Source organism: Henriciella marina, from assembly GCF_027213945.1.
Classification (GTDB): domain Bacteria; phylum Pseudomonadota; class Alphaproteobacteria; order Caulobacterales; family Hyphomonadaceae; genus Henriciella; species Henriciella marina_A.
In genome coordinates, this window is record NZ_JAPWGW010000002.1 from 313,473 (window position 1) to 338,498 (window position 25,026).

Sequence of the window (25,026 nt, forward strand, 5' to 3'; positions counted from 1 at the left end):
CGGAGCAGCCAGTATGAGACGTTTCGCGGGCCTGTTGACGGGTCTCAGCGCAATGGTTGTTGCTGGCTGCATCCTCGTAGTCCTAAGCGGGCATTATTCGTCGCTCCACTGGGTCTTGGACTTTATCGGCCAGTTCCAGTTGCCCGCGCTCTGGATCATGATGGCTGCGGCCATCGTGCTGGTGGCGATGATGCCATTCAGCAAGGGTCATCTGGTCAATCTGATCTTTGCCAATGCGGCCGTAATCGTCGCCGCGTTTGGCTGGTACTGGCTGCTACCAACGGCGCCAGACGTAGACGCGGACCAAAGTATCAGCGTCTATCAACACAATATGTGGGGCAATCATCCGGACCCGGCCCAAACGGTCGAAGGCGCCATCAAGGCCGACCGGGATATTACCGTGCTCATCGAAGCGTATGGCGACAGGCTAGGCCCGGTCGAGGAAAAGCTGGAAGAGCACTGGCCGTATTATTCGCTCAACAAGATTGAAGGCAGCGGACCATCGGGCCTGCGCGTCTATTCCCGCTATGAGATACTGAGCGCAGTGGGCCAGAACCCTGCCGGGTCGCCCGCGACGCTCGCCGTGCGGCTGCAGACGCCAGAAGGCGTGCTGACCGTGCTTGTCGTTCATTTCACGCGGCCGTGGCCCTTTGAGGAGCCAGAGGCCCAGTTGCGCCAGCTGGACGGTCTTATCGATGTGCTAGCTGATATTGAGGGGCCGGTGATTATGCTCGGCGACGTAAATTCCGCTGCCTGGGGCCGGATTGCGTCACCGCTCGTGAAAAGACACGGCTTCACACTCGTCAACGACCCACGCGCGGGCACATGGCCGTCTCGCTTGCCGCTCAAATTTGACGTTCCGAGCACCAGCCTCGCCCCCACATTCGCGATCCCCATCGACCTTGCATTCTGTCGCGGGGAGATTGCCTGCGGAGGACACAAGGTCGGACGGCATCTCGGCTCTGACCACCGCTCGACAAGCTTCCGCGTACGCCTTGAGACCGGCGACGGCCAATAGGAGGCGTTCCTGCCGCAGAAACCAGATCTCGACCAGTTTCAGGAGATGGCAGAAGCCGCCTATGCCGGCCTGCCTGAAAACTTTCGGCGGGCGGCTGGCCGGATCGAGATACATGTGCGCGACTTTGCTGAAGCGGACGTGTTAGCGGATCTTGGCATACATGACCGCTGGGAACTGACCGGCCTTTATCAAGGCATCCCGCTCATCCATGACAGCATCACCTTTCCAAGCCCGGACAGCCCGCGCATCTTTCTCTACCGCCAACCCCTGCTGGCTGAGATCAAGACGCGTCCGGATGTAACGCTGGAGGAACTGATTGAGCATGTCGTCATTCATGAGCTCGGCCATCATTTCGGTTGGTCTGACGAGGAAATGCACCAGCTTCTGGAGGAAGACTGAGCGCGCCAGTGGCCAGCCTGTCATCGCATTTTCAAAGCGGGCCGGGAGACCGGGCTGCGTGCCCGTAGCTCGCGGCCAACGAAAACGCGAATGAGCCAGAAAACCATGAGAGACAGCACCAGAAGCTCTGGCAGAGAGAGAAGACCAGTGTCGCGAATTGATTGAGGGAAGATACTGGAACCAGGCCCCGTGAAGAGCGACCCAACCGCAATGAATAGCGCCAGCGACATGCGCCAGAGGTGGCGCGCGGTACGTTGTCGGCCACGAATGCCTTTGCGCACAATAACTGAAAGGTCGCCAAGACCTGCAAGACCGGCAATCGCTGCGAAAACCAAGTAAGGTTCGGCGCTATATCCGGTCTTGAGCCCGTCCGAAGACGCCAGCGCTTCTGCCCCCCAAATGCCGCCAACAGTTGCGATGAGAACTGCCGGCACAAGGCAACCCCCTGCAACCACGCCGCCCCCCTGCCCCCAGCCCTGCATGGTCATCCAGGAGCTCAATACGAGATAGATCGTGAAAAAACCTGCCAGGAGGGTGATGAACTCTGGCTTCAGGCCCGCGAGAATTGTCCCGGCAAGCGCCGCAATGACCATCGAGACGACAAAGCCGAGACCGCTTGCCCGGTGCAGGGGGCTTCCCTTTCGCAGAGCGAGGGCCGCGCCACCCGCTGCGACGGCCGCGGTCCCAGCGATGATGTGCAGCAGCATAAGAATGGTCATCATGGTGGCCTCTGGTGAGCTCTAATGGGCCGAATTACCATACTGTTTATTGTTTTTCAATATTGTTTTATCGTTTTTCAGAACGATTTATCTTTACTTATGCGCGCAATGCTACGTCTTGCTCTGTAAGGACTTCCCCCCGACGCCTCCATCCGACAGAGTGGCGAGAGAACAGGTATTGGAGGGAATCGAGAGTGAAGGAACTTGGACACTGCGACGCGACTGAGCTGGCATCAATGGTACGCAAGAAAGAGGCCTCACCCAGCGAGCTTCTGGATCTCGCGCTCGAGAGCGCGCAGGAAGCCCAGGGTGAGCTCAATTGCTTCTCATCCTTCTTCGAGGATGCCGCCCGCAAGCAGATCAAGGACGGCCTGCCGGAAGGCCCGTTCACGGGCGTTCCGTTTGCGGTGAAGGACCTTGGCGCGAGGCTGAAAGGCCAACCCATCACAAGCGGCTCGCGCGCCTTCAAGGACACGATTGCGGACATGGACGCCGAACTCGTCAAACGCCAGCGCGAAGCGGGACTTGTGATCTTTGGCCAGACGACCAGCCCTGAATTTGGCCTCACCACGTCCACGGAAAGCGCGCTTTACGGCAAGACGCGCAACCCGTGGAATACGGAGCATACATCGGGCGGCTCATCGGGCGGCGCGTCGGCCTGTGTCGCGGCCGGCGTGATCCCGATGGCGCATGCGAGCGATGGTGGCGGCTCTATCCGTATCCCGGCGGCCTGTACGGGCCTTGTTGGCCTCAAACCTTCTCGCGGGCGCGTGCCGATGGGCCCGCCGCAATCAGAGAACTCGTTCGGCCTGTCGACCAATCACTGTGTGGCCCGCTCCGTGCGCGACAGTGCGACGCTGCTCGATGTCACTCACGGCCAGGAACCCGGCGCGCGCTATGTCGCGCCGCCGCCGGAAGGCAGCTTCCTCTCTGCGGTCGAACGAGAGCCCGATGCGCTCAAGATCGCCGTCTGGAACACAGCGCCAAACGGCGTGAAGCCGGACAAGGACGCGCAGGCAGGCCTCGATGCGACGGTGAAGCTTCTCGGCGCGCTGGGGCACCATGTCGAGGAGGCCGAACCCGTCCTCGATGGAGAGGCGCTCGGCAAGGGCATGATGATCATGGTGTCGTCCTTCATGGCATCGGTTGCAGATGAGCGGGCCGCCCATTTCGGGCGACCGGTGGGCGAAGAGGACTTCGAGCCTGTCTCTCTGCGTTTCATCGAGCTTGGCCGCACGATCCCGATGTCGGAACTGGTGAAGACCAACAATGCCTTCATGGAAGCGGCCTGGCAGATGGAGCGCTTTATGGATGAGGGCGGCTATGATCTCATCCTGGCCCCCACCTTGTCGCGGGCGCCGGTGAAACTTGGCGTTCTCAGCCTCGATCCGCCTGATTTCGACCAGTATGGCGGCGACATTTCAAGCTTTGCGGCCTGGTGCCCTGTCTTCAACCAAACTGGCTGGCCCGCCATCTCCCTACCCCTTCACTGGACCGATGACGGCCTGCCGCTCGGCATGATGTTCGGCGCGCGTCTCGGCAAGGAAGAGCTTCTCTACTCAATCGCTGGCCAGATCGAGCGCGCGCAGCCATGGGCGTCCCGGCGCCCGCCTGTCTGGGTTGGTTAGGACAGGTATGAAGCTTTCAACCCAGCAGGGCGGATGTCACTGCCGCGCCGTACGCTTCGAAGTGGAGCTGACGCCCCATGTCGAGGTGGAAGACTGCAACTGCTCCATCTGCGCGATGAGCGGCAATGATCATATCATCGTCCCGGCGAGCCGCTTCCGCCTGTTGCAGGGCGAGAGCGCGTTGACCGAATACCGCTTCAATACGGGCGCGGCGCGCCACCTCTTCTGCAAGGTCTGCGGGATCAAGAGCTTCTATGTGCCCCGCTCCAACCCTGACGGTTATGCGGTGACCTGGCGCTGCATCGACAACTGGCAGGCGCTGGACGCCGCCGTCGAGGTATTCGACGGCCAGAACTGGGAAGCGAACGCCGCCGCCCTGGCGCACAAGTCAAAGGATTAGCGCGGCGGCGGCCCGCGTCTGTCGCCGTCGCCGTCAGGACCGCCCCGGCGATCAGACCGGCCACGGCGCTCTGCGCGCCGGGCTTCGACTTCTTCCAGCCACTCGACCAGTTCCAGACGCTGGGCATCATCAAGCTCAGCAAGCTGGTCTGTGAGCGTGGTCTGGAAGTTTTCGTTTAGCAAAACGTCGGCTGCGCGCATGTCGGCAAAAGCCTGATCAACGGCGGCGCGGTCAAATGGCGTCTGCCGAAGTGCCTCAATGAGCCGGTCCCGCGCCATGCGCTTTTCCTGCCACTGGCCGCGTGCAGAGCGGAAAGCATCGCGGAAGGCGCTGCGAATCTCGCCGCGCTCTGTTTCAGGCACAATGGACTGGATACCGCGCGCGATCATGTGCTCGGTGCCGCGCGGGCCGCCGCGGCGATCGCGTTTTTGCTCACCTAGCTGGCCACCAATCAGAAAACCGATGAGCAGCGCGTTCGCCAAGAGCGAGACAATGAGCACGATCGAGGTTCTGGACAGGCGTTTGCGATCACTCATCTAAGGGCACCTCTTCAAGATAGGTGTCATATTGATCATAGCCGAGCGCGGCATAGACAACGGCTTCAGCCTCGGTTTCATAAGTTGCAGGCACCCTTGACGCAGACGCTGTGTAGCCAGCGAATAGCCCCATGCCGAGGCTGGCAAGCGCCGCGCCTGCTGGCCAGCGTTGACCATTTGGCATGAGGATGCGGGCGAGCCGGGCGCCCAGACTGTCTCGCGAAGTGCGCGGCTGTGGCGCGTCGGCAAGAAGACGTGCAGCAAGAGATGGGTCCGGCTCAGGCATCGGCTCTGCTTCGAAAGCCGCATCCAGAAGCCGGGCATCGGCCAGTGCGTCCGCAAAGCGCTCCGGATGCGCGGCAAGATGCGCCTCAGCCGCCTCACGCTCCTCCTCGGGCCAGGCCATTGGCCAGGCCCCATAGGTTTCCAGCAATTCAAGGACGCGCGCGTCAGTCATTCCTGTCTTTGTCATTCTTCCTGTCCTTCTGCCAAGGCCTGCCGGAGCGTTCTGCGCGCTCTCGATAACAGACTTTCCAGTGCCTCTACGCTGACCTGCATGGCTGCGGCCGCTTCCTTGTTTCCCATCCCCTCCAGGGCAGAGAGGGTGAGGGCTTCCTTCTGTCGTTCTGGCAGCGCATCTATCAGTGCGCTTATCCGGGCACCCGCCTGTTTCTGGTGAAGCGCCTGCTCTGGCGGCAGGTCTCCTGCTTCGCGCTCGGGCAGCGCCTCCATCAGGACGGGCGCTTTCTTCTTCATCCGGTCACGGCAGAGATTGATCGCGACCGTGCAGGCCCAGGTCGAGAACTTTGACCTGCCCTCCCAGTCGGGAAGCATTTTCCATGCCCGAAGGAAGGTCTCCTGCGTGACGTCTTCGGCCTCCTGACGATCGCGCAGCATGCGAAAGGCCACACGCCAGACGACCGGCATGTGGCGATTGACCAGCGCGGACTGGGCCATCCGGTCTCCGGCAGCTGCCCGCGCGATCTGATCTCTCTCGGAATGGTCCGACACAGTTTGAGCATAGCGGCGACCATGCGAGTTGCGAGGGAGGAAATCGTCAAACCTCGCTATGGCCGCCGCATCGCTCATTCCTGGCTAGTCCGCGCGGACTATTCCTGGACCGGGCGTTCGCCGCGGCGATGGCCGCCGCCGCGACGGTGGCCGCGATGGCCTTTCATCTCGGAGAGTTCAGCTTCCGTGATCTCTCCGTCGCCATCAGCATCGATCCGCTCGAACATTGGCATGCCGCGGGTCTCGAACTCATCGATCGAGATCACACCGTCACCATTGGCGTCATGCCGATCGAACATGCGTTGCATGCGCTTTTCGATGCGGCGCTCGCGCTCCGCTTCGCGGAAGGCTTCAATCTCGTCGAGGCTGAGCCCACCATCGCCGTTCGTATCGGCGGCAGCGAAACGCTCCGCCTTCATGGCATCGACTTCTGCGGTCGAGATCACGCCATCGGAGTTGGTGTCGAACCGCTCGAGCATACGCTCGGTGCGCATTTCGCGACGATCGGAGCGATCGCCGTCCTTGTGGTGGTCTGCAAAAGCGAGACCAGCAGCGGCCACGGACAGGATGCCGGTCATGGTTGCGGCAAATGCAAGTTTCTTCATATCGGGTCCTCTTATTTTTTGCGTTACCCGATAGGTGAGACGATGAGCCGTCAGGAATCCGTCGCAAGAGGCCCTATTTTTTTGCAGCGAATGTCAGCAACGGTGCGGCGCACCTCGCTGTAGCGGTGCTCCAGCACCTGAAAGCCCGGGCAATCTGCGGCCAGCGCCAGACGCTCTTTCAGCGCCCTTGAGAAGTCCTCAGACGACACTTCACTGCCAACCGCGACGCGCTGCACCTGCTGTAGCGATTGCAGGAGGCGGAATGCGTGGTCGAGTGACTGCGCCTCGTCGTCAGACATGAAACCATCCTCATGCAGGGTTTCGATCGCTTCGCTCGTGCTCGCGCGTATGACCTCCGGATTGCGGCTGAGGAGCATCCCTTGCTGGAGAACGAATTCGAGATCGACCAGCCCGCCTTCGGTAAGCTTGATATCCCATTCACCGCGCGGCGGCTTCTCACGCCAAAGGCGCTGGCGCATATCGAGAATGTCCGCCTTGCGCTCGTCATCGGACTTGCCGGACACGATGGCATCACAGGCAATCTTTTCCATGCGCTGGGCAAGCGCGTCATTGCCAGCGACAGTGCGAAGCCGGGTCAGCGCCATCAGCTCCCACGTCCAGGCGTCATTGTGCTGGTACTTGTCGAAGGCAGAAAGCGAGACGGCAACGGGACCTGACCGGCCCGACGGGCGCAGGCGCATGTCGGTCTCATAGAGGTTACCTTCAGCCGTATCGGCCGAGATTGCGGTGATCAGCCGCTGCGCAAACCGGGTAAACCAGCCGCCCGCCTCAAGTGCGCTTTCTTCGCTGGGCTCAAAGACGATGAGGAGATCAAGGTCAGACCCGGCTGTCAGTTCACGTCCGCCTAGCTTTCCAAGTGCCGCGACAACCCAGTGTCCCGGTTGCGGACCGTATTTACGTGCCGTCTCAATCGCGGCGGCGTCCGCCATGAGGCGCACGCATGTGTCAGCAAGGTCGCTCCAGGCGAGCGCGGCCTGCGAGGCCGGAAGGCGTGAATGGAGCAGCCTGTGGCCGATCAGGAAGGCGCGCTCATTCTTCCAGCGGCGGACCTCATCCATCCGGCTCTCGAAATCCATCGCCTTGTCGAATGAAGGCGGAAATTCCGGCGCGTTCTGAGACACAAGCGTCTCGAGCAAAACCGGGCGGCGGGCCAGCGTCTGGGAGAGGCGCGGCGCAATGGCCAGCGTCGTGACGAGGTCTTCCAGAAGATCTTCCTCAGCGACGAGCATGGAAAGCGTCTGGATGCCGGCGCGAAGACCTTCAAAGAACTGGGTAAAACGCAGGAATGCCGTATCCGGCTCGCCCGTTCGGCTCATATTGAGCAGGAGGTCGGGCAAGAGCGCGGTGAGCAGACCCCTGCCCCGCTCAGTACGGGTCGCTGGTGTCCTGCCGCGATGCCAGTTCTGGATGGTCGAAATCACGCGGGAAGGGTCTGAGAAGCCGAGCGAAGACAGGGTCGCAACTGTGCCCGGGTCCTCATCGACACCGGTAAAGACGAGGTTTCCCTCCGCAGCCGAGCGGGTCTTGCGCTCTTCTTCTGCAAACAGATTGCTATAGTGGCCCGATACAATGGTGCGGGTCGCTTGCAGGTCCTTATCGAATGCAATCAGGTCATCGTATCCGCAAAGACGGGCAACCTTGGTGCGGCGCTCCTCATCCTTCGGCATGCGGTGGGTCTGTTCATCCTGCAGCATCTGGACGCGGTGCTCTGCCCCGCGAAGAACAACGTAAGCTTCTGAAAGCTCTTCGGCTACCGGAGCTTCCACCGCCTTGGCTGCAACGAGCGCCTGAAGGCCGGAAAGCGTCTGGCGGCCCCGCAGATATTCATCACGCCCGCCAAGGATGATCTGCTGGGTCTGAACGAAAAACTCGATCTCACGTATGCCGCCGGGGCCGAGCTTTACATCAGGCGCTTCATCGGCGAGCACCGCGCCCGCCTTTGAGTTGATCATGCGCTTGACCGCCTGAACGTCGGCGATGGCCCAATAGTCCATGTGACGGCGCCAGACGAACGGCGCGAGCGTTTCGAGGAACTCTTCCGCGCAGCTCAGATCGCCCGCCACCGCGCGCGCCTTGATCCAGACCATACGCTCCCAGTTCTGGCCGACGCTTTCATAATAGAGGCTCGCCATGCGTGTAGAGACAGCTGGCGGGGTGGATGACGGGTCAGGCCGGAGGCGCAAGTCGGTGCGGAAGACATAACCATCGCCGGTCTGCTCCTGCAGGATACGCATTGTCTCCTGAATGACGCGGTTTGCCTTGTCCTGAGCCTCGCCAGAGCCCCCATCGAAAAGCTGAGCATCAAAAAAGGCAGCGACGTCGATATCGGACGAGTAGTTGAGCTCAAACGCGCCCATCTTGCCGAGCGCGAAAATGAAGAGGCCATCAGGTTTCAGCCCTTTGGCGTTCAATGCGGCCTTGAGGGCTGCTCTCAAGGCAGTATCTGCGAATGCGGTCAGCTTCGCGACAACATCTTCCAATGGCCATTTTCCGGCAAGGTCGCCCGCCGCGACAGCCATATGGTGCGCAAGCTTGGCACGGCGGAGAGCGGCCATTGTCTCTTCTATGGAGGGCGCGTCTGCCGCGGCTTCAGCTTGCCTGATTGCCTCGTTGTGGAGCGCGCCGGCGCCCTCACTCTTCAGAAGCTGCAGCGCTTCGGGTACGCGCCGTGCGAGCCGTGCGAGATATGGCGCAATGTCTGAACCGGTCTGAAAAGCTTCGGCTGCGGAATCGGCAAGGGGACGGATATTCAACATCCCCAGGGTTCTAGCGTTCGCGGGGCAGAGAAAAAACCGTTTTCAGTCCGAAAGGCTCTGGTTCTTCATGGGCCCAGAGAAGCTCGATCTCGCCCTTGTGTAAATCAGCCACTGAGTCGACCAGCGCCAGACCGAGGCCAGAGCCGCTTTGGGTCCGGGCCTCATCAAGGCGAAAGAAGCGTTCCTTGGCCCTTTCACGCATGTCCTCGGCGATACCGGGGCCCGTATCACTTACCTCAATGATGATCTCATCGGGGGTTCGCATTGCCTCGAGCGAGATGCTGCCATTTTCGGGTGTGTACTTGATGGCATTGTCGAGGAGGTTGGAGATGGCCTGCGCCAGAAGCTCACGGTCACCCAGTACAAATAGATTGTGCGCAATCTCACTCTCGAATTTGAGGCCCGCATCCTCACAAGCCGGTTCATAGAGATCGGCCAGTTCGAGCAGCATTTCGCGCATGTCAAAGCGGAGCAGCCGGCCTTCAGCGCCCGCGTCGAGGCGTGAGAGACGCAGGATGGCGTTGAAGGTCGCAAGGACGCGGTCGACTTCCTCGACCGTGTGGGCGAGCGTTTCGCGCGCGGTTTCCGTATTCATTTCACCCAGCAGCGCCGTCTCAAGCCGGTTGCGAAGACGCGATAGCGGCGAACGAAGGTCATGCGCGATGGAATCGCCCGTATGGCGACTGGAGGCCATGAGGCGCTCCAGCTTTTCGAGCATGGTGTTAAGATGGGTGGCGAGGCGATCGAACTCGTCGCCGGACCCCTGAACCGGAGCGCGCACATAGAGATTGCCTGCCACCACGGCCTCAGTGGTGCGGGTCAGCTGCTCTGCGCGGCGGGCTGCATAGCGCGAGATGAAAATGCCCCCGATCAGGGCGAGAAGGACGCCAATTGGGGCCGCCGTTGTCACCGCCTGCGTGATACGGCGCACGATCCGGCCACGCTCTCCTGTTTCGATCGCGACCAGAAGGACATTGCCATTCGGCAGGCGGACAATACGGCCTTCAGCTTCTGTCAGGCCGGGTTCTGCGCCGGGGCGCGGGATTTCGATGGTGAGGCTGACATTGCTGACATCGCCAACCGTTGCGGGCGGTGTCACGGGGAGGTTCGGGAAATCACCGATGAGGCGTTCGCCGTCCGGCGTCTCAAGCTGATAGCGAAACGGCGCGCCGGGCACGAGCGCGCGCTCGATCAGCGACTGCTCAAGCCGCTCCATGCCACCGGTATAATAGGCGAGCTCAAGCGCGCCCATTTCAGCTTCCAGACGTTGGTCGGCCTCTGCACGCAGAGAGCCGACCGTTGCCTGGAAAAGATAGGAAAGGAGAAGAAAGGAAAAGAGGCCGAACAGGACTGAATAGACCAGCGCAAGCCGGAACGTTGTCGTCCGGACAAATGCAAAACGGCCCGATTTCATCCCTGCAGGCAGTAACCTGCGCCGCGAACGGTCTGCAGGAGCGGCTCGTCGAAATCCTTGTCGATCTTTGCGCGGAGGCGCGAAACGTGGACGTCGATCACATTGGTCTGGGGGTCAAAATGATAGTCCCAGACCTTCTCAAGAAGCATGGTGCGGGTGACGACCTGGCCGGCATGGCGCATCAGGAATTCCAGAAGGCGGAACTCACGTGGTTGCAGGTCGATCTTCTGGCCCTGCCGCCAGACCTTGCGGGCAAGCAGATCCATTTCGAGATCGGCGACCTTCAGCTTGGTGACCGGCGGCTCACCGGTCGTCTGGCGCCGGCCGAGTGCTTCGACGCGGGCAGCAAGCTCCTGCGGCGCGAAAGGCTTCGCAAGATAGTCATCAGCGCCAGCCTTCAGGCCTTCGACGCGATTGTCGACGTCTGACAGCGCGGAAAGGAAGAGGGCCGGCGTCTGCCCGCCCCCGTTCCGGTATTCCTCGACGAGCTTGAGCCCGTCCTTCTCAGGGAGCATCCGGTCCACGACCAGTGCATCGAACTCGCCTTCCCGGGCCTGGATCAGGCCGTCTGCGCCATTTTCGGCGATTGCGACCTCATGACCAGCCTCTGAAAGGACCTGGTTGATGAACTTCGCATGCTCGCGATCATCTTCGATGACTAGAACCCGCATGAACCGGATCTCCTAACTAGGCGTCAGTCTGACGCTGCCTCACTAATGTCGGCAGTAACGAACAGTGTCCGCTGACCGTTCCGCACGGCGAGAAGCAGCTTGTCACGGCCCTTCTCTTTCATGTCGGCAATGGCCGTCTCAAGATCGCTGACAGAGCGCAGCGGCGCACCGGCAGCACTCAGGATCGCCATACCTGCACGAAGGTCGTACTGGGCAAGCGGGCTATCGCTGTCGACGCCGGAAATCATCAGACCGGCTTCGTCAGCATTGAGACCAAGCGTGCGACGGTCGGCATCCGTGAACGGGCGGAGCGACAGGCCGAGCGGGCCGTCTTTCGCCGAGTCCGACGTGCTCTTGTCAGTCGAGTCCGAGCTGGAGGACGCGATCTCGTTCGGGTTCTCTGGCCGTTCACCAACCGTGACGTTGACGGTCTGCTGCTCACCGCCGCGCAGGACGGTGAACGTGTTGTCAGACCCTGCCATAAGACCACCGACAAGACGCGTCACCGACGTCGCATCCGTCGTGTTCGTGCCATTTACCGACAGAATGATGTCGCCGCGCTGCAGTCCGCCGGACTGGGCCGGGCTGTCTGGATTGACGTCTGCGATGATCGCACCGCGGGCCTCTTCGAGCCCCTGAGCGTCCGCCATGTCCTCGGTGACATCCTGGATGGTAACACCGAGCCAGCCGCGAGAGACGCGACCATCACGGATCAGCGCGTCAGTGACGGTCACTGCGAGCTGTGCCGGAATAGCAAAGCCGATCCCGACCGAACCGCCCGTTGGCGAGAAGATTGCAGTGTTCACACCCACAACGCGGCCTTGAAGGTCAAAGGTTGGACCGCCGGAATTGCCGCGGTTGATAGCCGCGTCGATCTGAAGGAAGTCCGTGTACGGGTTGTTGCCACCAAGCTCACGGCCATCGGCAGAAAGAATGCCGGCGGTTGCCGTTCCGCCGAGGCCGAACGGGTTGCCCAGCGCCACGACCCAGTCGCCGCGGCGAAGTTGCGTATCTGTTTCAAATTCCACGAAGGGGAACGGACCGCTTTCAGTTACGCGAATGACGGCGAGGTCCGTCTGCGTATCAGTACCGACCAGTTCGGCAGCGAGCTCACGTCCATCTTCAAGGACGACTTCAATCTCTGTCGCGTCCTGAACGACGTGATTATTGGTGACGATGTAGCCTTCTTCGGAAATGAAGAAGCCAGAGCCGAGCGAACGCGCCTCACGGGTCTGCGGCTCATCCTCGAGCTCTTCCTCACGCTCGCGCATATAGTCGTCGAAGCCTGGGAGGCCACGGAAGCGCTCGAAGAACTCTTCCATATTGCCCATGCTGCCGACTTCACGTTCGGAAACGACGTTTACGCTGACAACAGCGGGGCTTACCTTCTCGATAAGGTCTGCAAAGCTCATCGGCGCGCCGGCTGGCGGCTCGATCGAAATCGGCTGTCTGGCATCAGCCTGCTGATAGAGAGCCGGGGCATAGACCAGAGCGCCTGCGCCAGCAGCACCAAAGACAGCGGCGACGAGGGCCTGTTTCGACATAGAGATCGCTTTCATATTCCTCACATACTCCTCAGAATTTATTGACTCGAATATTGTGCCTAATCCTCAGCGTGTACCAGTCCACAGACTGATTAAACATCGGTTAGACTTGAATTTTTCGGTTTTCCGGAAACCTTGTTTGCTCGCGACTTCCGCTCGATTGAACTGCGAACCCTGCTGCCAGACTCCAGTGTTCGGTGCACAGGACATTTATCCGCGATTTCAAGCAGACGCGCGATCTGGTCCTCATCCACCTCGCCTTCGATCGATACGGTGCGGGTAAAGGTGTCGATCTTGTCGGCTTCACCGCAGTCCGTGCAGTCTTCTGCATGTTCACGCGTATGGGAAACGGCGACGCCGATATGGTCGACAGGCCAGCCCTTTCGGTCTGCATACATGCGCAACGTGATCGAAGTGCAGCCGCCCAGCGCCGCAGAGAGCATGGAATAGGGGTCAGGACCCGTGTCGCTGCCGCCAAGCTTGCGCGGCTCGTCAATGATCTGGCGAAAGCCCCGGCTCAAGACTTCGTTCTGATAGGGACCGGGACCTTGCGTCTCGCGCACGAGAACGCCGTCGCCGCTGTAGGCATCACCATCGTCAACTTCAGGCGTCACATAGCGCTCGGCCCAGCCGGCGATGACGCTCGCGGCGAAATCAGTGTCAGCATCACGGTCGAGAAAATGCGTCGCGTCATCGAGGCTCACAAAGCTCTTGGGGTGGCGCGCTGCCATGAAGAGCGCGGTTGCATGATCTACGCTGACTTCCTGATCGCCTGGCGCGTGCAGTAAGAGGACTGGCAATCGCAAGCTGGAAAGCGCCTGCCCGACCCGCGCTTCGCGAAGGTCTTCGATAAGCTCTCTTGTAATGGTGAAGGGACGTCCACCGAGTTTCACCTGCGCAGAACCATCGGCTTCCGCCTTGCCGCCGCCATCCCCGAACTGGCTGATGACGTGTGCGGCTTCAGAAGGCGCTGCAATGCTTACAAGCGCCTTCAGTGTTTCAATACCGGAAGCGGCCACGATGGAAGCTGTGCCACCGAGTGAATGACCAGCCAGAAGGGAAACCGGGCGTCCCTGCCCTGCCATCCAAGCGGCGGCGGTATGAATATCGGCGACATTGCTCGAAAAATCAGTGTCGGCGAACTCGCCTTCCGATTCTCCGATTCCCGTAAAATCAAAACGCAGAACGCCGATGCCGTGTTGGGCGAGCGCCCGCGACAAGGCGACAGCCGCACGGGACTGTTTCGAACAGGTAAAACAGTGGGCAAAAATCGCCCATCCACCAAACCGGCCCACCGGATGCTCAAGTCTGCCTGAGATCGTCTGGCCGAGGCTGCCTTCAAAGCTCACTTTTTCGCTGTACATGCCGTCTCCCTCAAGACCAGTGCGTCTTGGACCGACATAGGCTCGCGGGGCGTGAGTTGCCAGCGATCAGGTCGAATGACTCATTCGCTATCTTCAGGCGCGACAGCTTCGACAATACCTGAAGGTCGCCGATTACGGCTGATCATGAAGGCGAGCAGGCCGCCCGCGAGGAGAAAGACAAAGGGCGCGCCCCAGAGCAGGAAGCCGCCAATACCCCGTGATGGCGGGCGGAACAGGACAAAGTCGCCATAACGTTCTGCAAACCAGGTCCGGATTTCCTGATTGCTCTGTCCGTCTGCGACCATGGCGCGGACACGCTCACGCATGTCGGCAGCAATGTCCGAACCCGAATTGGAAATTGGCTCATTCTCGCAGGCCACGCAGCGGATTTCGCGCATCAGATCCTGTGCCCGCGCCTCTTCCTGCGGATCCGCGAGGGGACCTTCAGCGGCAAACAACAGAATGATGGACGCCAGAACCGCCTTCATGCCTCCGCCTCCTTCACCCTCGTTTTGCGCCCGAACATGCTGAGGAACGCGCCTAGCCCAATCAGGATCGTTCCGAGATAGATGAGATCGATGAACGGGTTGAGGAAGACTTCAAACGTCCAGCGCGTCTCGCCCTGCGTGTTTCTGCGACCATCACCGAGCGCGACATAGAGGTCGGCAAGGCCTGTCTTGTGGATGGCGGTTTCAGTCGTCGGCATCTGGGCGGCCGGATAGAAGCGCTTGTGCGGTTGCAGCTCTGCGACCGTGCCGCCGCGCCGGGCCGTAACGGTGGCGCGTTCTGCGTACCAGTTCGGCCCCTCGATGCTCTCCACATCGTCAAGCGTAAGCTGCCAGCCTGCGACGCTGGTCGCCTGGCCTTCCTGTAGCGCGATTGTGGTGTGCGCACGGCCAGATGTTTCAAGCACGGCGCCCATGACGAAGAATCCAAGGCCCGCATGCGCCAAGGTCATCCCCCAGACGCGGGCCGGCATCTTGCCGAGACGCTTTGCCGTCTTTGCGCGGCGCCAGATCTCCATGGCCGCGCCCGCGATCAGCCAGACGGCGATGGCGAGGCCGATGCCTGCAAGGAGCGGGATGTCGAATGGGCCAATCCCGGCGAGCCAGAAGACGGCAACGATACCGGCAAATGCAGCGCCCCATTTCCACAGCGAAGACAGGTCCGCTTTGCCCCAACTCCACGCCTGCACGATTGGCAGCGCGACGAGGGCAAGCGACATGATCGGCGTGAAAGTCAGATTGAAGTAAGGTTCACCAACCGACATGGTCTGGCCTGCAGCTTCGGCGATAAGTGGGAACAGCGTGCCGAGAAGGACAGTCGCCGTCGCGACGATGAGGACAAGATTGTTGCCCATGAGCGCGCCCTCTCGGGAGGCGGTCGTCCAGTTAGGGCCCGCCTCCAGCTTGCCAGCACGCAGCGCAAAGAGGATGAGCGCCGCGCCGCCAAAGACGAGAAGCCCCGCAAGCAAGAGAGAGCCACGCAAGGGATCGACGGCAAAGGCATGAACCGAGGTCAGCACGCCGGAGCGAACGAGAAACGCGCCGAGCATGGAGAAGCAGAAGGCCAGAACAGCGAGGAGCGCCGTCCAGACGCCGAAGCTGCCGCGTTTCTCTGTGACAATGACTGAATGGAGCAAGGCCGCGCCGATCAGCCATGGCATGAGGCTCGCATTCTCAACCGGGTCCCAGAACCACCAGCCGCCCCAGCCAAGCTCGTAATAAGCCCAATAGCTGCCGAGCGCGATACCAAGGGTCAGGGGCATGAAAGCAGCAAGCGCCCAGAGGCGCGCAGTGCGTGCCCAGACCCTGTCGATCCGGCCCTCGATCAGACCGGCAGCAGCCAGCGCAAAGACGAAGGAATAGCCGACATAGCCAAGATACAGCATTGGCGGGTGAGCCGCGAGCGCCGGGTCCTGAAGCAACGGGTTGAGGCCTGCGCCCTGAAGCGGCGCAGGATCAAGGCGCGTGAAGGGCGATGATGCCAGCAGGAGGTAGAGAAGCGCGCCACCATTGAGCAGTCCCTGAACCCCAAGCGCACGCGCCTCGAATCTCGGCCTGCCTGTGGCGAGCAGCTTCGCAGCGACCGCGCCAAAGCCAATTCCGACGAGGCACCAGAGCGCCATGGAGCCTTCATGGTTTCCCCAAGTCCCGGCGATCTTGTATACGAAGGGTTTGAGCGTGTGGGAGTTGGCGGCAACAAGCTGGACCGAGAAATCCGACGTCGCAAAAGCGACGACCAGCGTGGCGAACGCAAACGTCATCGCGCCGAATGCGACGATCGCGGACAGCCCCGCCGCGCGGCGTTGACCCATGAGCCCCTGACCGGCCTGAAAGAAGCTGAGTATCAGGGCAAGGAAAGCCGCAAAGTGGCCTGCTTCAATCATGAAGTCGCCTGCCGGGCGTTCTTGAGTTCGCGCGGCTGATAGTTCTCATCATGCTTGGCGAGAATATTTTCGGCTATGAAGGCACCTGTCTCGTCGAATCGGCCAGTTGCAACGACGCCCTCACCTTCGCGGAAAAGGTCCGGGACGACACCGGTATAGCTGACTTCAAGCGTCTGACCCGACCCGTCTTCGATCAGGAAGATCATGTCTGCGCCTTCGCCATATTCGATCGAATCAATCTGGACCCAACCGCCTATGCGCACGCGTTTTCCGGCCTCAGGTTGCCCCTGTTCGGCCAGTAGCTGCGGCGTATAGAAGAGATCGGCATGCTGTTTCAGCGCCACAGCTGACAGTGTCACCGCGCTCACCAGAAGCACGCCAGCAATGGCAACACCCCAAAGTCTTTTTGATCTCGCTCTCATAATCCGCGGGTTTTAATCGAAACTGCAGGATTTGACACTGCGACCGAAACATCCAGACTGCTCGTGGGTTATCGCAAGCCTTGTGGAGTTCATGCGCTAAGAGGTTCGTCATGCCGAAATTTCCTCAACTCTGGGAAGTCGAGAAGCAGCTCTGGACCGGTCCAGCCGAAAACTACGACAGGCTGATGGCGCAAGATTGCGTGATGGTGTTTCCCTTGCCCGCAGGCATCCTGTCGCGCGACGCAATCATCGAGACGGTAAGACTGGCGCCGCGCTGGGACGACGTCGAACTCGATAGCGTCAGCGAAACCCAGTCGAACGATACGACCATCACGCTTGCCTATGTGGGTCGCGGACTGAAAGGCAGCGACACTTATGAGGCGTATTGCAGTTCGACCTACATCCTGGTCGATGGCGACTGGCGCATCGTCCAGCACCAGCAAACCCCAGCCTGATCAGTCAGCCGTGTCCTGAGCTGCCCTCGCCGCGTCGGCCTCGGCGCGCATGGCGTTCAGCATGGCGCGCCTCGGATCGTCTTCCGGCAGGTCTGCAAAGACACGTTCCCAATGAGCCTGCGCAGCGTCGAGGTCGCCCGCCAGATAGGCTGGCATGGCTGCGAGGATTCCGGCGCGTGTCTGCGAATTGTCGAGACGCCAGGCGCGGTCGTAAAGGCGCGCGGCCGGTTCGGTAATCGTGCCACCGTCGCGGGTCACCACCGCGTCTGCGAGCGCAATCAATGCTGGAATGTGCTCAGAGTCGCGCCGAAGAGCTGACTGAAACGCCCGAAGAGCATCATCTGTCCGGCCCTGCGCGCGCAAGAGGACGCCGATATAGTATTGCGGCTCTGCTTCATCGGGGCGTTCACGCGCCGTGCGCTGCAGGCGTGCCAGCATTTCCCCCGGAGACAGGTCTTCTGCCGGCCGAGACGCAATCTCAGCCTCGCGCTCAGCATAGGGTTGGTCTGCGAGCAGAGGCTGGCCCTTAAGAAGATAGGCTCCACCTGCGAGAAGGACCGCAGCCCCCATCCATATCAGCGTCGCGTGTTTCATTGGCCGCGCAGTGTAATTGTGGCGCGAAGACCACCGAGAGGACTTTCGGACAGGTCCAGCCGCCCGCCATTCATTTCAGAGATGTCGGCCACGATAGACAGGCCGAGCCCAGTCCCCGGCGCGGTTTCGTCGAGGCGCACGCCTCGCTGGAGCGCTGCTTCGCGGGCCTCGGGCGCAAGACCTTTCCCGTCATCATCAATGTGAATTTGCATGAAGCCGTTCTGGCCGCGGCTGCAGGAAACTTCAACGCGCGAATTGGCCCACTTGCAGGCATTCTCCATCAGGTTGCCCAGCATTTCTTCCAGATCCTGCTGCTCAATACGTGCGACCCGGTCTGCACTGATTTGCGTGCTCACACTGATACCCTGCGTCTCAAAAAGGCGGTTCAGGAGACGCGCAAGCCCGGCGGCGACGGGCGCGATCTCTGTGCGCACGCCAAGCGCTTCTGACCGCGCCGCCGCCTGCGCCCGCTTCAGATAATGCTCGACATTAGCGCGCATTGACTCGGTCTGGCGCCGGACGACATCGTCCAGCCCGGTTTCGCCAGTGGCTTCATTGCGCAGCACCGCCAGGGGCGTCTTCAATGCATGTGCGAGATTGCCGACATGGGTCTGCGAGCGCTCGACGATCTTGCGGTTGCTGTCGAGCAGCTTGTTCAGTTCGTCGGTGAGCGGCAGGACTTCTGCCGGGTATTCGCCATCGAGACGCGCCCTCTGACCGTCGCTGATCTCTGCAATGTGCGCCTGTACCCGGTCAAACGGGCGAAGCGCCATACGAAGGCCGATCCAGAGCGCGAGAAGCGTGCCGCCAGCCAGCGTCGCCATGGCTGTCAGCAGGATAAGCCGAAGCTGGTTTGCGCCTTCATCCGTCACGGCGCGGTCTGCGGCGGCCATCAGCAGGATCGGGTTTTCGCGATTGGGCACAGTGATGGAGCGGACGGCCACGCGCAGGCGCTCATCATTCGGGCCGTCAGTGTTCCCGTACTGGGTCACGCCAGGCGCCGCGAGCGCGGCATCGGCAAGTTCACGCGGCAAGGGTAAGGGGCCGTCCCAGACGCTCTGTGAGCGTATATCATTGCCGAAACTGCCGTCCGCCTGGACGGCAATCATCGCCCAGTACCGGCCTGACAAGGGGAGTTGAAAGCGCGAATCGCTCGGAAGCCGCTCAGGGATGTCCACGACCCGCCCGTCTGGCAGGATTTCTAGGGCGCGCGGCAGGGTTATGAGCGTCGAGTCGAGTTCCTGCTGAAGGATACGCACGGTCTGCGTGCGGTAAGCCGCCGTCATGGCAACCACACCGCCAACAACGACGATCAGGCTCCAGATGATCGCGCCGAGAAACAGGCGACGTGAGAGCGACAGGCTCGGCTTCGCAGGCTGCGTAGCCTCGCTTGGCCCTGTGTCACTGGTTACCGGCTGATCAGGCAAGGCCTGCTGTCTCACCGTCCGGAACGACCAGACGATAGCCAAGACCGCGCTCGGTCTGGATGCGGTCAGTGCCTATCTTCTTGCGAAGGCGGCCAATGAAGACCTCGATCGTGTTGGAGTCGCGATCAAAGTCCTGATCGTAGATGTGCTCGACCAGTTCGGTGCGTGGCACGACCCGGCCTTGATGGTGCATCAGATAGGACAGGACGCGGTATTCATGCGCGGTCAGCTTGACCGGTCGGCCGCTGACCGTGGCGCGGGCGGCGCGCGTATCGACCCGCAGGCTGCCCGCTTCGAGCGCGGCGGCAGAATGGCCGGTTGCCCGGCGCAGCAGCGCGCGAAGGCGCGCCAGAAGCTCTTCGGTATAGAAGGGCTTGGTCAGGTAATCATCGGCGCCAGCATCAAAGCCGGCGACCTTTTCACTCCAGCGGTCACGCGCAGTAAGGATCATGACGGGGAAGTCCTTGCCGTCATCGCGCCAGCGTTCAAGTATCGTCACACCGTCCATTTTCGGTAGGCCCAGATCGAGGATCACGGCGTCATAAGGCTCGGTGTCACCAAGGAAATGGCCGTCTTCACCATCCGCTGCCAGATCGACCGCATAGCCCGACTGGGTCAGTGCATCGGCAAGCTGCCGACGAAGATCTGCATCGTCTTCAACAACAAGAATTCGCATAAATGTTTACCTAGCTAACGCTTATGATCCGACCGGTCTGCGCGTTGATTGTGAACTGCACGAGTTCACCCTGACGCGTTGTCCAGTCAATGACATAGACTTTTTGTCCGTTCCTATCAAAGAGGCCGACGAAACGGCGCATTTCGCCTCCGTAGCGCGACTCGATCGGACGTAGAATATCCTTCAACGGAAGTATCTCTCCGCGCTCACGCGCAGTGCGCGCGTCATCGGCGGTAAAGGAATTGCTCCACTGGCCCTGCGCCGTGGCGCATGGCGAAATGGCAGCAAGGCCAACGCAGAGAGAAAGTATGATCCGTTTCATGAGACGGTTTATGCACCCTTCGCCCTGAATACATGCTGAATGACAGCACCGGAGTTTAGTCAGGTTTCCAATCGGCTCAACGCTGGCGGGCCCAGTCGCGAAGGCCTTCATCCTTTGGATCTTCCAGCGTCACTTCCAGCCGGACATAAAGATGCCCCGGCGTATCCTTGAACTGGACGCCCTTATTTCGCAGACGCAGGACCATCCCCGTATTGGCGCCTTCGGGCACTTTCAGCGTCACTGTGCCCGCGGGCGTCGCGACGTCGATATTGCCGCCAAGCACCGCTGTCTTCAGCGGGAGCGACACTGACATTCGCAGATCGGCGCCCTCACGCGTCCAGGTCTTGTTTGGGCGGACATGAAGCTCAAGCAGCGCATCGCCCGGTGGGCCACCGGTGTGGGAGGGCTCGCCCTGGCTTTTCAGGCGCAGGACCTGACCCGTCGTGACGCCGGGCGGAATCGAAACGTTTAGGCTCTTATTGTCCGCCATCGTCATCTGACGCTTTGCGCCAAGCACCGAGTCCTCAAACGAAATGTCGACGCGGTAGCGAATGTCCGCGCCCTTTCGCGGCCCGGCGCGGCGTCTCTGCCCGCCAAACATGCCTGACAGAATGTCCTCGAATGGGTCGCCCTGAAAGGAGCCGCCCTGGTTGCGGAATCCGCCAAAGCCGCCGCCATACCCCCCGCCTGCATGTGCAAAGCCCGTCGGATTGCCATCAGCATCGATCTCACCGCGGTCAAACTGCGCGCGCTTGGTCTCGTCACTCAGGATTTCAAAGGCGGCCGAGGCTTCCTTGAAAGCGTTGGCCTTCTGCTCGTCATTGGGGTGAAGATCGGGGTGAAACTCCTTGGCCTTCTTGCGATAGGCCTTCCTGATCTCCTCGGTCGAGGCAGATTTGGTCACACCGAGTGTCTGATAAGGGTCGCGGGTCAAGGACGTCTTTCTCTTTCTTCACGCTGAAATTCCAATGCCTAGTTAGAGTGCGCCCGCGCCGATTGAAACCCACCTGCCTAAACGTCCATCAGCTGCGACTTCCGCGACACGCACCTCATCGACGGAAACCTCCAGCGTGACAGCCGATTTCGGCGTCCTGAAATTCACGACCTCTCCCCCTTCAAGCAGGCCGACGACCTCGAACAGGCGCGAACCGGTTGGGTCCGGCAGGTCCCAGCTATCAGGGATATCCGGCGCGCAGGCGAGCCAGCTCACCTGCATTCCTCCAGCTGTCTGCTTCGCCCACAGCTGAGCGACCGGCCAAGGCAGCCCGGCCCTGTCTTGATGCCTGAAGACTTGCGGGTCAGACTCACCAGCCCGCCAGTGCATCTCGATACCGACTTCATCACGTTTGAACGCAGGTGGCTCAAGTGCATCATCGATGAGAACCACAAGCGCGCCCTGCTCTGCTTCGGCAGGTGCCGAGCCGTAGAGTCCCCGGAGCAGGCCAGAAAGACGCCAGCTTCCATCCTCCTGCAAGTCGGCCCTTTGAAAGGATAGCGCTTCCCACCCCTCCTCGCTCTGCACCAGCAGCGTGTTGGCACCGGCCAGCACGCTTTTAGGCTCGGCGCTGGAGACTTCACCGCCAAATAGCTCAAGCTCTATCTTGGAGCTGGTATCCCATCGGTGCACCGGTCCCGCGGCCAGCGGCGCAATCAGGCGCCCGATGGACGCCGGCGCTGGCACCCTTGCCCGAGTCTTCAGGCCGTTCAGGCTCCGACCGGCTTCGACGGCGATGGGTCCTACCCATGGCGATCCGGTCGCTGCGACCAGCGGGCCATTGGCTGACTTGCCTGGCAGCGCCGGTGCGTCGATCAGGATGAGTTCGGGCGCCGCCGGAACGAGCGCGGCGGTGCCCCTGTCCGGGACTGAACCAGCGAGCACAGACACAGCCTCTACCGGCCGCGACAGCTCTAGCCTGCGCGCGATGCCGTCATCGGTGATGTCGTCAATCACCCACTCCCCGGGCAGTGTTTCAACCGATATCCGGTCGCCCAGCTCCAGCGCCACGAAGTGCGGTGGCAGCGTCAGCGATGCACGCTCGCTTTCCACCGCCGCTTTCAGCAAGTCGCCCGCGACGCGGGTCGCCTCAGCCTCCGACATGAGAAGCGGCAGGCTGGTTTCGATCCGGTAGCGCGCGTCGCCTTCCGGAATGCGGGCATGCGCCACGGCAGGGGCATAGGCGTCATCGGCGCTAATATGGGTGAGCGTCAGATGCCCCGGCCGCTTGTCGAGCAATACATGCGTCATGGAAGGGCCGTCCCCGGCAATCTCACCGGCTGCGACGGTAAGCGCCACACCTCTGGATGCTGGCTGCAATGAAAGCCCAGCCTCACTCTCGCGGCAGCTGAACCGCTGCAGTGCGTGAAGTGGCTCCAGCACCGACCGGAGCGTGGAGGGCGCTGGCACGACAAAACCCTCCACCAAACCGTCGATTGCGCCTGCCTCCATCTCTACGCCGGAAAGCGCGGACAAGTCTTCGATCACGGAAGTCAGCGGAACAAGGCCCGACCGCCCGTTCAGCCAATGACCGAGCGACCAGTTCGGCCCATCGCTCCAGACCTCCTCACGAACAGGAAAGTCAGGCCACGGCCGCGCATCCCACGCCCAGGCGAAAGCGACATCGACGAATGGCTGCGCCTGCCAGTAGGTGAGCGAGACCTCCAGCGCCCGGCGTTGCAGCACGTCATTACGCGCGCCATCCGAGAAGTGCGGCAGCGCACTTTCCGAGCTTTTCGGGTCGTAGAAAATATTCGGCGCATTCGTGCCGCGGTCGACGGCTGGAAAGCCGATCTCCATGAGGCGGACAGGTTTCAGGCCGGGCGTCCAGCTGGTCGGCGTGGAGGACCGGATCCCGCCGACCCGCGGATAATGCGACTGGCCCCACCAATTCCCGATATCCTTCTGCCGGAAGACCCACGGCTCATCATGGGCTTCATCGCGTATCGGCGTTCGGTCCTGCGCCGCGCGCGCCTCCGCTGACGCGTAATACCAGTCATAGCCTTCTCCACCCTGAAGATTGGCGGCGAGATAGGCTGCGTCCGACGCCCCCTCGAAACCTGCAAGCGCATCAAGGTGATCAGACCCGTCGCGCCAGTCGCTGAGCGGCGGGTACCAGTCCACGCCGACGAAATCCAAATCCGGTGACGCCCAGAGCGGGTCGAGCGGAAAGAGCACGTCGCCGGATCCGTCCTGCGGGACGTAGGCGCCATATTCAGTCCAGTCCGCCGCATAGGAGATGAGCGTGTCCGGCCCGAGAATGTCCCTCGCCTCCGCCGCGATCTCGGTCAGCGCTTCAACGAATGGGAAGGCCCCGGTTTCATCGCGAAGACGCGTCAGGGCGACCATCTCGCTACCGATCAGGAAGGCATCTACACCGCCCGCTTCGGCCGCGAGCCGCGCATGATGGAGGATGAAATGACGATAGCCGAACGCGCCATCGGTGGCGACAAAGGCTTCGATCGCCGTGCGCACCGATGCCGCCCTGTCCGGCAACGAAGTGATCCGTCCGCGCCACGGAAAAGCGCCCTGCTCTTCCGCGCCATAAGGGTCGGGCAATCCGTTCCCGGCCGGAATGTCCATCAAGAGGAAGGGCGACAGCGTCACCTCAAGTCCGTCCGCTTTCATCTGCGCAATCGCCTGCAGGACTGACTTGTCAGACGGCGTCCCGCCATAATTCGCCTTTCCGTTCGACTGGCTGACCAGTCGCGCCTGCGCCCTCAAAAGGCCAGCGACCTCCCAAGCGAAGGGCACGCTCGTGCGCTCACGCGTCTCGACGCCCGGCCGAATACGGCAGCTGCCTGCGCGAAGATCATCCCCGAACCAGGCGACCGTCAGGGCGACGCGCTGAAGCTGTGGAAAATCGTCTTGTGCCTGCGCCAATGACTGGGTGAAATTGGCCGCGCCAGCCGGGTTATTCATGTTGAGCGGTGTCTCTATACCCGGAAAGCGCCGTTCGCGGACGATATCTGTCGCATAGGCGAACTCACCCGTCGCCGGGATGATATTCAACCCTTTCACGACGCGCCGCAGACTTCCGTCACCTTCGAGCGCGCGGAATACCTCAAAGCTAAGCTGCGGCAGGCGGTTGCCGAAGCGGTCGAGCGGCAGGTCCTCGAAGATGATATAGGCCGTGCCGCGATAGGCTGGCGCATTGCCTGCGCCCTCGACTGCCTCGATGAGCGGATCAGGAAGCTGGCTCTCATCGCCGCGATAGAAGCGGTGATTGAAGTCGGCGACCGCCAGCACTTCGCCGTTCGCCCAGACGCGCCCGACCCGGGTGACGGGGCCCTGCGCAATCGCAACCGCAAAGCTCACCGAATAACTGTAGTCATTGAGCTTCGGACCGCCCTTGCCTGCAGACCGCTCGCGGCGCTTCTCCTTGAACCGGGCCGCCCAGATCACCTGTCCGCCGACACGCGCGCGCCCATAGACGAGCGGCAAGCCCGCGCCCTCGCGGCTTTCCATCAGGTGCAGCGCGCTCATCCGTGGGCCGTGAACGTCGCTGGCGAAAGCGCTGTCCACGGCCCGGCCCGCAAGCCCGCCCAGTGCGCCGCCAAGTGCCGCGCCCGAGACGTCTGCCCCCAACAGGTTTAGACCGCCTGGCAGAACCGCGCTGCCAAGGGCCTGACCGGCTTGCGATAGAATGATCTGTCCCATG

At 61.5% G+C, this 25,026-nt stretch carries 24 protein-coding genes; 5 read left to right on the forward strand and 19 right to left on the reverse strand.

The window, feature by feature from the left end; translation table 11 throughout:
• The first annotated feature begins 13 nt into the window (after positions 1–13).
• Complete coding sequence (locus O4G74_RS07895; protein WP_269402090.1) at positions 14–1,018, forward strand: endonuclease/exonuclease/phosphatase family protein; 1,005 nt, start codon at positions 14–16, stop codon at positions 1,016–1,018.
• A gap of 45 nt (positions 1,019–1,063) precedes the next feature.
• Positions 1,064–1,417: a metallopeptidase family protein gene (locus O4G74_RS07900; protein WP_269402091.1), complete on the forward strand. Its 354-nt coding sequence runs from the start codon at positions 1,064–1,066 to the stop codon at positions 1,415–1,417.
• A 20-nt stretch (positions 1,418–1,437) separates the two neighbouring features.
• Here O4G74_RS07900 and O4G74_RS07905 read toward each other — a convergent pair whose 3' ends face one another.
• Positions 1,438–2,139 (reverse strand): hypothetical protein, encoded by a 702-nt coding sequence (locus O4G74_RS07905; protein ID WP_269402092.1) that lies wholly within the window; start codon positions 2,137–2,139, stop codon positions 1,438–1,440.
• Between the two features lie 191 nt (positions 2,140–2,330).
• Here O4G74_RS07905 and O4G74_RS07910 point away from each other — a divergent pair, with 191 nt between their 5' ends.
• Both O4G74_RS07910 and O4G74_RS07915 read left to right on the forward strand, forming a co-directional pair.
• Positions 2,331–3,764, forward strand: coding sequence for an amidase (locus tag O4G74_RS07910; protein ID WP_269402093.1), 1,434 nt, complete (start codon positions 2,331–2,333; stop codon positions 3,762–3,764).
• Between the two features lie 7 nt (positions 3,765–3,771).
• Positions 3,772–4,164 (forward strand): GFA family protein, encoded by a 393-nt coding sequence (locus tag O4G74_RS07915; protein ID WP_269402094.1) that lies wholly within the window; start codon positions 3,772–3,774, stop codon positions 4,162–4,164.
• Here O4G74_RS07915 and O4G74_RS07920 read toward each other — a convergent pair.
• The 12 genes from O4G74_RS07920 to O4G74_RS07975 form a co-directional block, all read right to left on the reverse strand.
• Complete coding sequence (locus O4G74_RS07920; RefSeq protein WP_269402095.1) at positions 4,161–4,700, reverse strand: periplasmic heavy metal sensor; 540 nt, start codon at positions 4,698–4,700, stop codon at positions 4,161–4,163. The genes O4G74_RS07915 and O4G74_RS07920 overlap by 4 nt on opposite strands.
• Entirely contained in the window at positions 4,693–5,172 is a 480-nt protein-coding gene (locus O4G74_RS07925; protein ID WP_269402096.1) for a hypothetical protein, read from the reverse strand. Before O4G74_RS07925 ends, O4G74_RS07920 begins: the two co-directional genes overlap by 8 nt.
• The gene (locus tag O4G74_RS07930; protein ID WP_269402097.1) at positions 5,169–5,789 is read right to left on the reverse strand and encodes a sigma-70 family RNA polymerase sigma factor; all 621 of its coding nucleotides are present in this window, start codon (positions 5,787–5,789) and stop codon (positions 5,169–5,171) included. Before O4G74_RS07930 ends, O4G74_RS07925 begins: the two co-directional genes overlap by 4 nt.
• 20 nt (positions 5,790–5,809) lie before the next feature.
• Entirely contained in the window at positions 5,810–6,316 is a 507-nt protein-coding gene (locus O4G74_RS07935; RefSeq protein ID WP_269402098.1) for an EF-hand domain-containing protein, read from the reverse strand.
• Between the two features lie 50 nt (positions 6,317–6,366).
• On the reverse strand, positions 6,367–9,093 hold the full coding sequence (locus O4G74_RS07940; protein ID WP_269402099.1) for a bifunctional [glutamine synthetase] adenylyltransferase/[glutamine synthetase]-adenylyl-L-tyrosine phosphorylase: 2,727 nt from the start codon (positions 9,091–9,093) through the stop codon (positions 6,367–6,369).
• Positions 9,094–9,103: 10 nt separating this feature from the next.
• The gene (locus O4G74_RS07945; protein ID WP_269402100.1) at positions 9,104–10,507 is read right to left on the reverse strand and encodes a sensor histidine kinase; all 1,404 of its coding nucleotides are present in this window, start codon (positions 10,505–10,507) and stop codon (positions 9,104–9,106) included.
• On the reverse strand, positions 10,504–11,178 hold the full coding sequence (locus tag O4G74_RS07950) for a response regulator transcription factor (RefSeq protein ID WP_269402101.1): 675 nt from the start codon (positions 11,176–11,178) through the stop codon (positions 10,504–10,506). Before O4G74_RS07950 ends, O4G74_RS07945 begins: the two co-directional genes overlap by 4 nt.
• A 23-nt stretch (positions 11,179–11,201) precedes the next feature.
• Complete coding sequence (locus O4G74_RS07955) at positions 11,202–12,737, reverse strand: Do family serine endopeptidase (protein WP_269402102.1); 1,536 nt, start codon at positions 12,735–12,737, stop codon at positions 11,202–11,204.
• A 77-nt stretch (positions 12,738–12,814) separates the two neighbouring features.
• The gene (locus O4G74_RS07960; RefSeq protein ID WP_269402103.1) at positions 12,815–14,086 is read right to left on the reverse strand and encodes a bifunctional alpha/beta hydrolase/OsmC family protein; all 1,272 of its coding nucleotides are present in this window, start codon (positions 14,084–14,086) and stop codon (positions 12,815–12,817) included.
• A gap of 80 nt (positions 14,087–14,166) precedes the next feature.
• A complete protein-coding gene (locus O4G74_RS07965) occupies positions 14,167–14,574 on the reverse strand; it encodes a cytochrome c-type biogenesis protein (RefSeq protein WP_269402104.1) in 408 nt (135 codons plus the stop codon).
• The gene (locus tag O4G74_RS07970) at positions 14,571–16,475 is read right to left on the reverse strand and encodes a heme lyase CcmF/NrfE family subunit (protein ID WP_269402105.1); all 1,905 of its coding nucleotides are present in this window, start codon (positions 16,473–16,475) and stop codon (positions 14,571–14,573) included. The genes O4G74_RS07965 and O4G74_RS07970 overlap by 4 nt, the downstream gene beginning before the upstream one ends.
• Positions 16,472–16,897, reverse strand: a complete 426-nt coding sequence (locus tag O4G74_RS07975) for a cytochrome c maturation protein CcmE (protein ID WP_269402106.1) — start codon at positions 16,895–16,897, stop codon at positions 16,472–16,474. The genes O4G74_RS07970 and O4G74_RS07975 overlap by 4 nt, the downstream gene beginning before the upstream one ends.
• 110 nt (positions 16,898–17,007) lie before the next feature.
• On the opposite strand from O4G74_RS07975, the gene O4G74_RS07980 reads away from it, so the two are divergent.
• Positions 17,008–17,352 (forward strand): nuclear transport factor 2 family protein, encoded by a 345-nt coding sequence (locus O4G74_RS07980; RefSeq protein ID WP_269402107.1) that lies wholly within the window; start codon positions 17,008–17,010, stop codon positions 17,350–17,352.
• Here O4G74_RS07980 and O4G74_RS07985 read toward each other — a convergent pair whose 3' ends face one another.
• From O4G74_RS07985 to O4G74_RS08010, 6 genes are all read right to left on the reverse strand, one after another.
• The gene (locus tag O4G74_RS07985) at positions 17,353–17,946 is read right to left on the reverse strand and encodes a tetratricopeptide repeat protein (protein ID WP_269402108.1); all 594 of its coding nucleotides are present in this window, start codon (positions 17,944–17,946) and stop codon (positions 17,353–17,355) included.
• The gene (locus O4G74_RS07990) at positions 17,943–19,373 is read right to left on the reverse strand and encodes an ATP-binding protein (RefSeq protein ID WP_269402109.1); all 1,431 of its coding nucleotides are present in this window, start codon (positions 19,371–19,373) and stop codon (positions 17,943–17,945) included. The genes O4G74_RS07985 and O4G74_RS07990 overlap by 4 nt, the downstream gene beginning before the upstream one ends.
• Positions 19,366–20,049, reverse strand: coding sequence for a response regulator transcription factor (locus tag O4G74_RS07995; protein ID WP_269402110.1), 684 nt, complete (start codon positions 20,047–20,049; stop codon positions 19,366–19,368). Before O4G74_RS07995 ends, O4G74_RS07990 begins: the two co-directional genes overlap by 8 nt.
• A 10-nt stretch (positions 20,050–20,059) precedes the next feature.
• Positions 20,060–20,371: a PepSY domain-containing protein gene (locus O4G74_RS08000; protein ID WP_269402111.1), complete on the reverse strand. Its 312-nt coding sequence runs from the start codon at positions 20,369–20,371 to the stop codon at positions 20,060–20,062.
• Positions 20,372–20,447: 76 nt separating this feature from the next.
• Positions 20,448–21,305: a J domain-containing protein gene (locus O4G74_RS08005; RefSeq protein ID WP_269402112.1), complete on the reverse strand. Its 858-nt coding sequence runs from the start codon at positions 21,303–21,305 to the stop codon at positions 20,448–20,450.
• Positions 21,306–21,347: 42 nt separating this feature from the next.
• Positions 21,348–25,025: a baseplate multidomain protein megatron gene (locus tag O4G74_RS08010; protein WP_269402113.1), complete on the reverse strand. Its 3,678-nt coding sequence runs from the start codon at positions 25,023–25,025 to the stop codon at positions 21,348–21,350.
• Position 25,026 lies beyond the last annotated feature (1 nt).

Excerpts from the sequence above, each read along its gene's own strand:
- O4G74_RS07895 (WP_269402090.1), top strand. The coding sequence starts at position 14 with ATGAGACGTTTCGCGGGCCTGTTGACGGGTCTCAGCGCAATGGTTGTT.
- O4G74_RS07900 (WP_269402091.1), top strand. The coding sequence starts at position 1,064 with ATGGCAGAAGCCGCCTATGCCGGCCTGCCTGAAAACTTTCGGCGGGCG.
- O4G74_RS07905 (WP_269402092.1), bottom strand. The coding sequence starts at position 2,139 with ATGATGACCATTCTTATGCTGCTGCACATCATCGCTGGGACCGCGGCC.
- O4G74_RS07915 (WP_269402094.1), top strand. The coding sequence starts at position 3,772 with ATGAAGCTTTCAACCCAGCAGGGCGGATGTCACTGCCGCGCCGTACGC.
- O4G74_RS07920 (WP_269402095.1), bottom strand. The coding sequence starts at position 4,700 with ATGAGTGATCGCAAACGCCTGTCCAGAACCTCGATCGTGCTCATTGTC.
- O4G74_RS07925 (WP_269402096.1), bottom strand. The coding sequence starts at position 5,172 with ATGACAAAGACAGGAATGACTGACGCGCGCGTCCTTGAATTGCTGGAA.
- O4G74_RS07930 (WP_269402097.1), bottom strand. The coding sequence starts at position 5,789 with ATGAGCGATGCGGCGGCCATAGCGAGGTTTGACGATTTCCTCCCTCGC.
- O4G74_RS07935 (WP_269402098.1), bottom strand. The coding sequence starts at position 6,316 with ATGAAGAAACTTGCATTTGCCGCAACCATGACCGGCATCCTGTCCGTG.
- O4G74_RS07940 (WP_269402099.1), bottom strand. The coding sequence starts at position 9,093 with ATGTTGAATATCCGTCCCCTTGCCGATTCCGCAGCCGAAGCTTTTCAG.
- O4G74_RS07945 (WP_269402100.1), bottom strand. The coding sequence starts at position 10,507 with ATGAAATCGGGCCGTTTTGCATTTGTCCGGACGACAACGTTCCGGCTT.
- O4G74_RS07950 (WP_269402101.1), bottom strand. The coding sequence starts at position 11,178 with ATGCGGGTTCTAGTCATCGAAGATGATCGCGAGCATGCGAAGTTCATC.
- O4G74_RS07955 (WP_269402102.1), bottom strand. The coding sequence starts at position 12,737 with ATGAAAGCGATCTCTATGTCGAAACAGGCCCTCGTCGCCGCTGTCTTT.
- O4G74_RS07960 (WP_269402103.1), bottom strand. The coding sequence starts at position 14,086 with ATGTACAGCGAAAAAGTGAGCTTTGAAGGCAGCCTCGGCCAGACGATC.
- O4G74_RS07965 (WP_269402104.1), bottom strand. The coding sequence starts at position 14,574 with ATGAAGGCGGTTCTGGCGTCCATCATTCTGTTGTTTGCCGCTGAAGGT.
- O4G74_RS07970 (WP_269402105.1), bottom strand. The coding sequence starts at position 16,475 with ATGATTGAAGCAGGCCACTTTGCGGCTTTCCTTGCCCTGATACTCAGC.
- O4G74_RS07975 (WP_269402106.1), bottom strand. The coding sequence starts at position 16,897 with ATGAGAGCGAGATCAAAAAGACTTTGGGGTGTTGCCATTGCTGGCGTG.
- O4G74_RS07980 (WP_269402107.1), top strand. The coding sequence starts at position 17,008 with ATGCCGAAATTTCCTCAACTCTGGGAAGTCGAGAAGCAGCTCTGGACC.
- O4G74_RS07985 (WP_269402108.1), bottom strand. The coding sequence starts at position 17,946 with ATGAAACACGCGACGCTGATATGGATGGGGGCTGCGGTCCTTCTCGCA.
- O4G74_RS07995 (WP_269402110.1), bottom strand. The coding sequence starts at position 20,049 with ATGCGAATTCTTGTTGTTGAAGACGATGCAGATCTTCGTCGGCAGCTT.
- O4G74_RS08000 (WP_269402111.1), bottom strand. The coding sequence starts at position 20,371 with ATGAAACGGATCATACTTTCTCTCTGCGTTGGCCTTGCTGCCATTTCG.
- O4G74_RS08010 (WP_269402113.1), bottom strand. The coding sequence starts at position 25,025 with ATGGGACAGATCATTCTATCGCAAGCCGGTCAGGCCCTTGGCAGCGCG.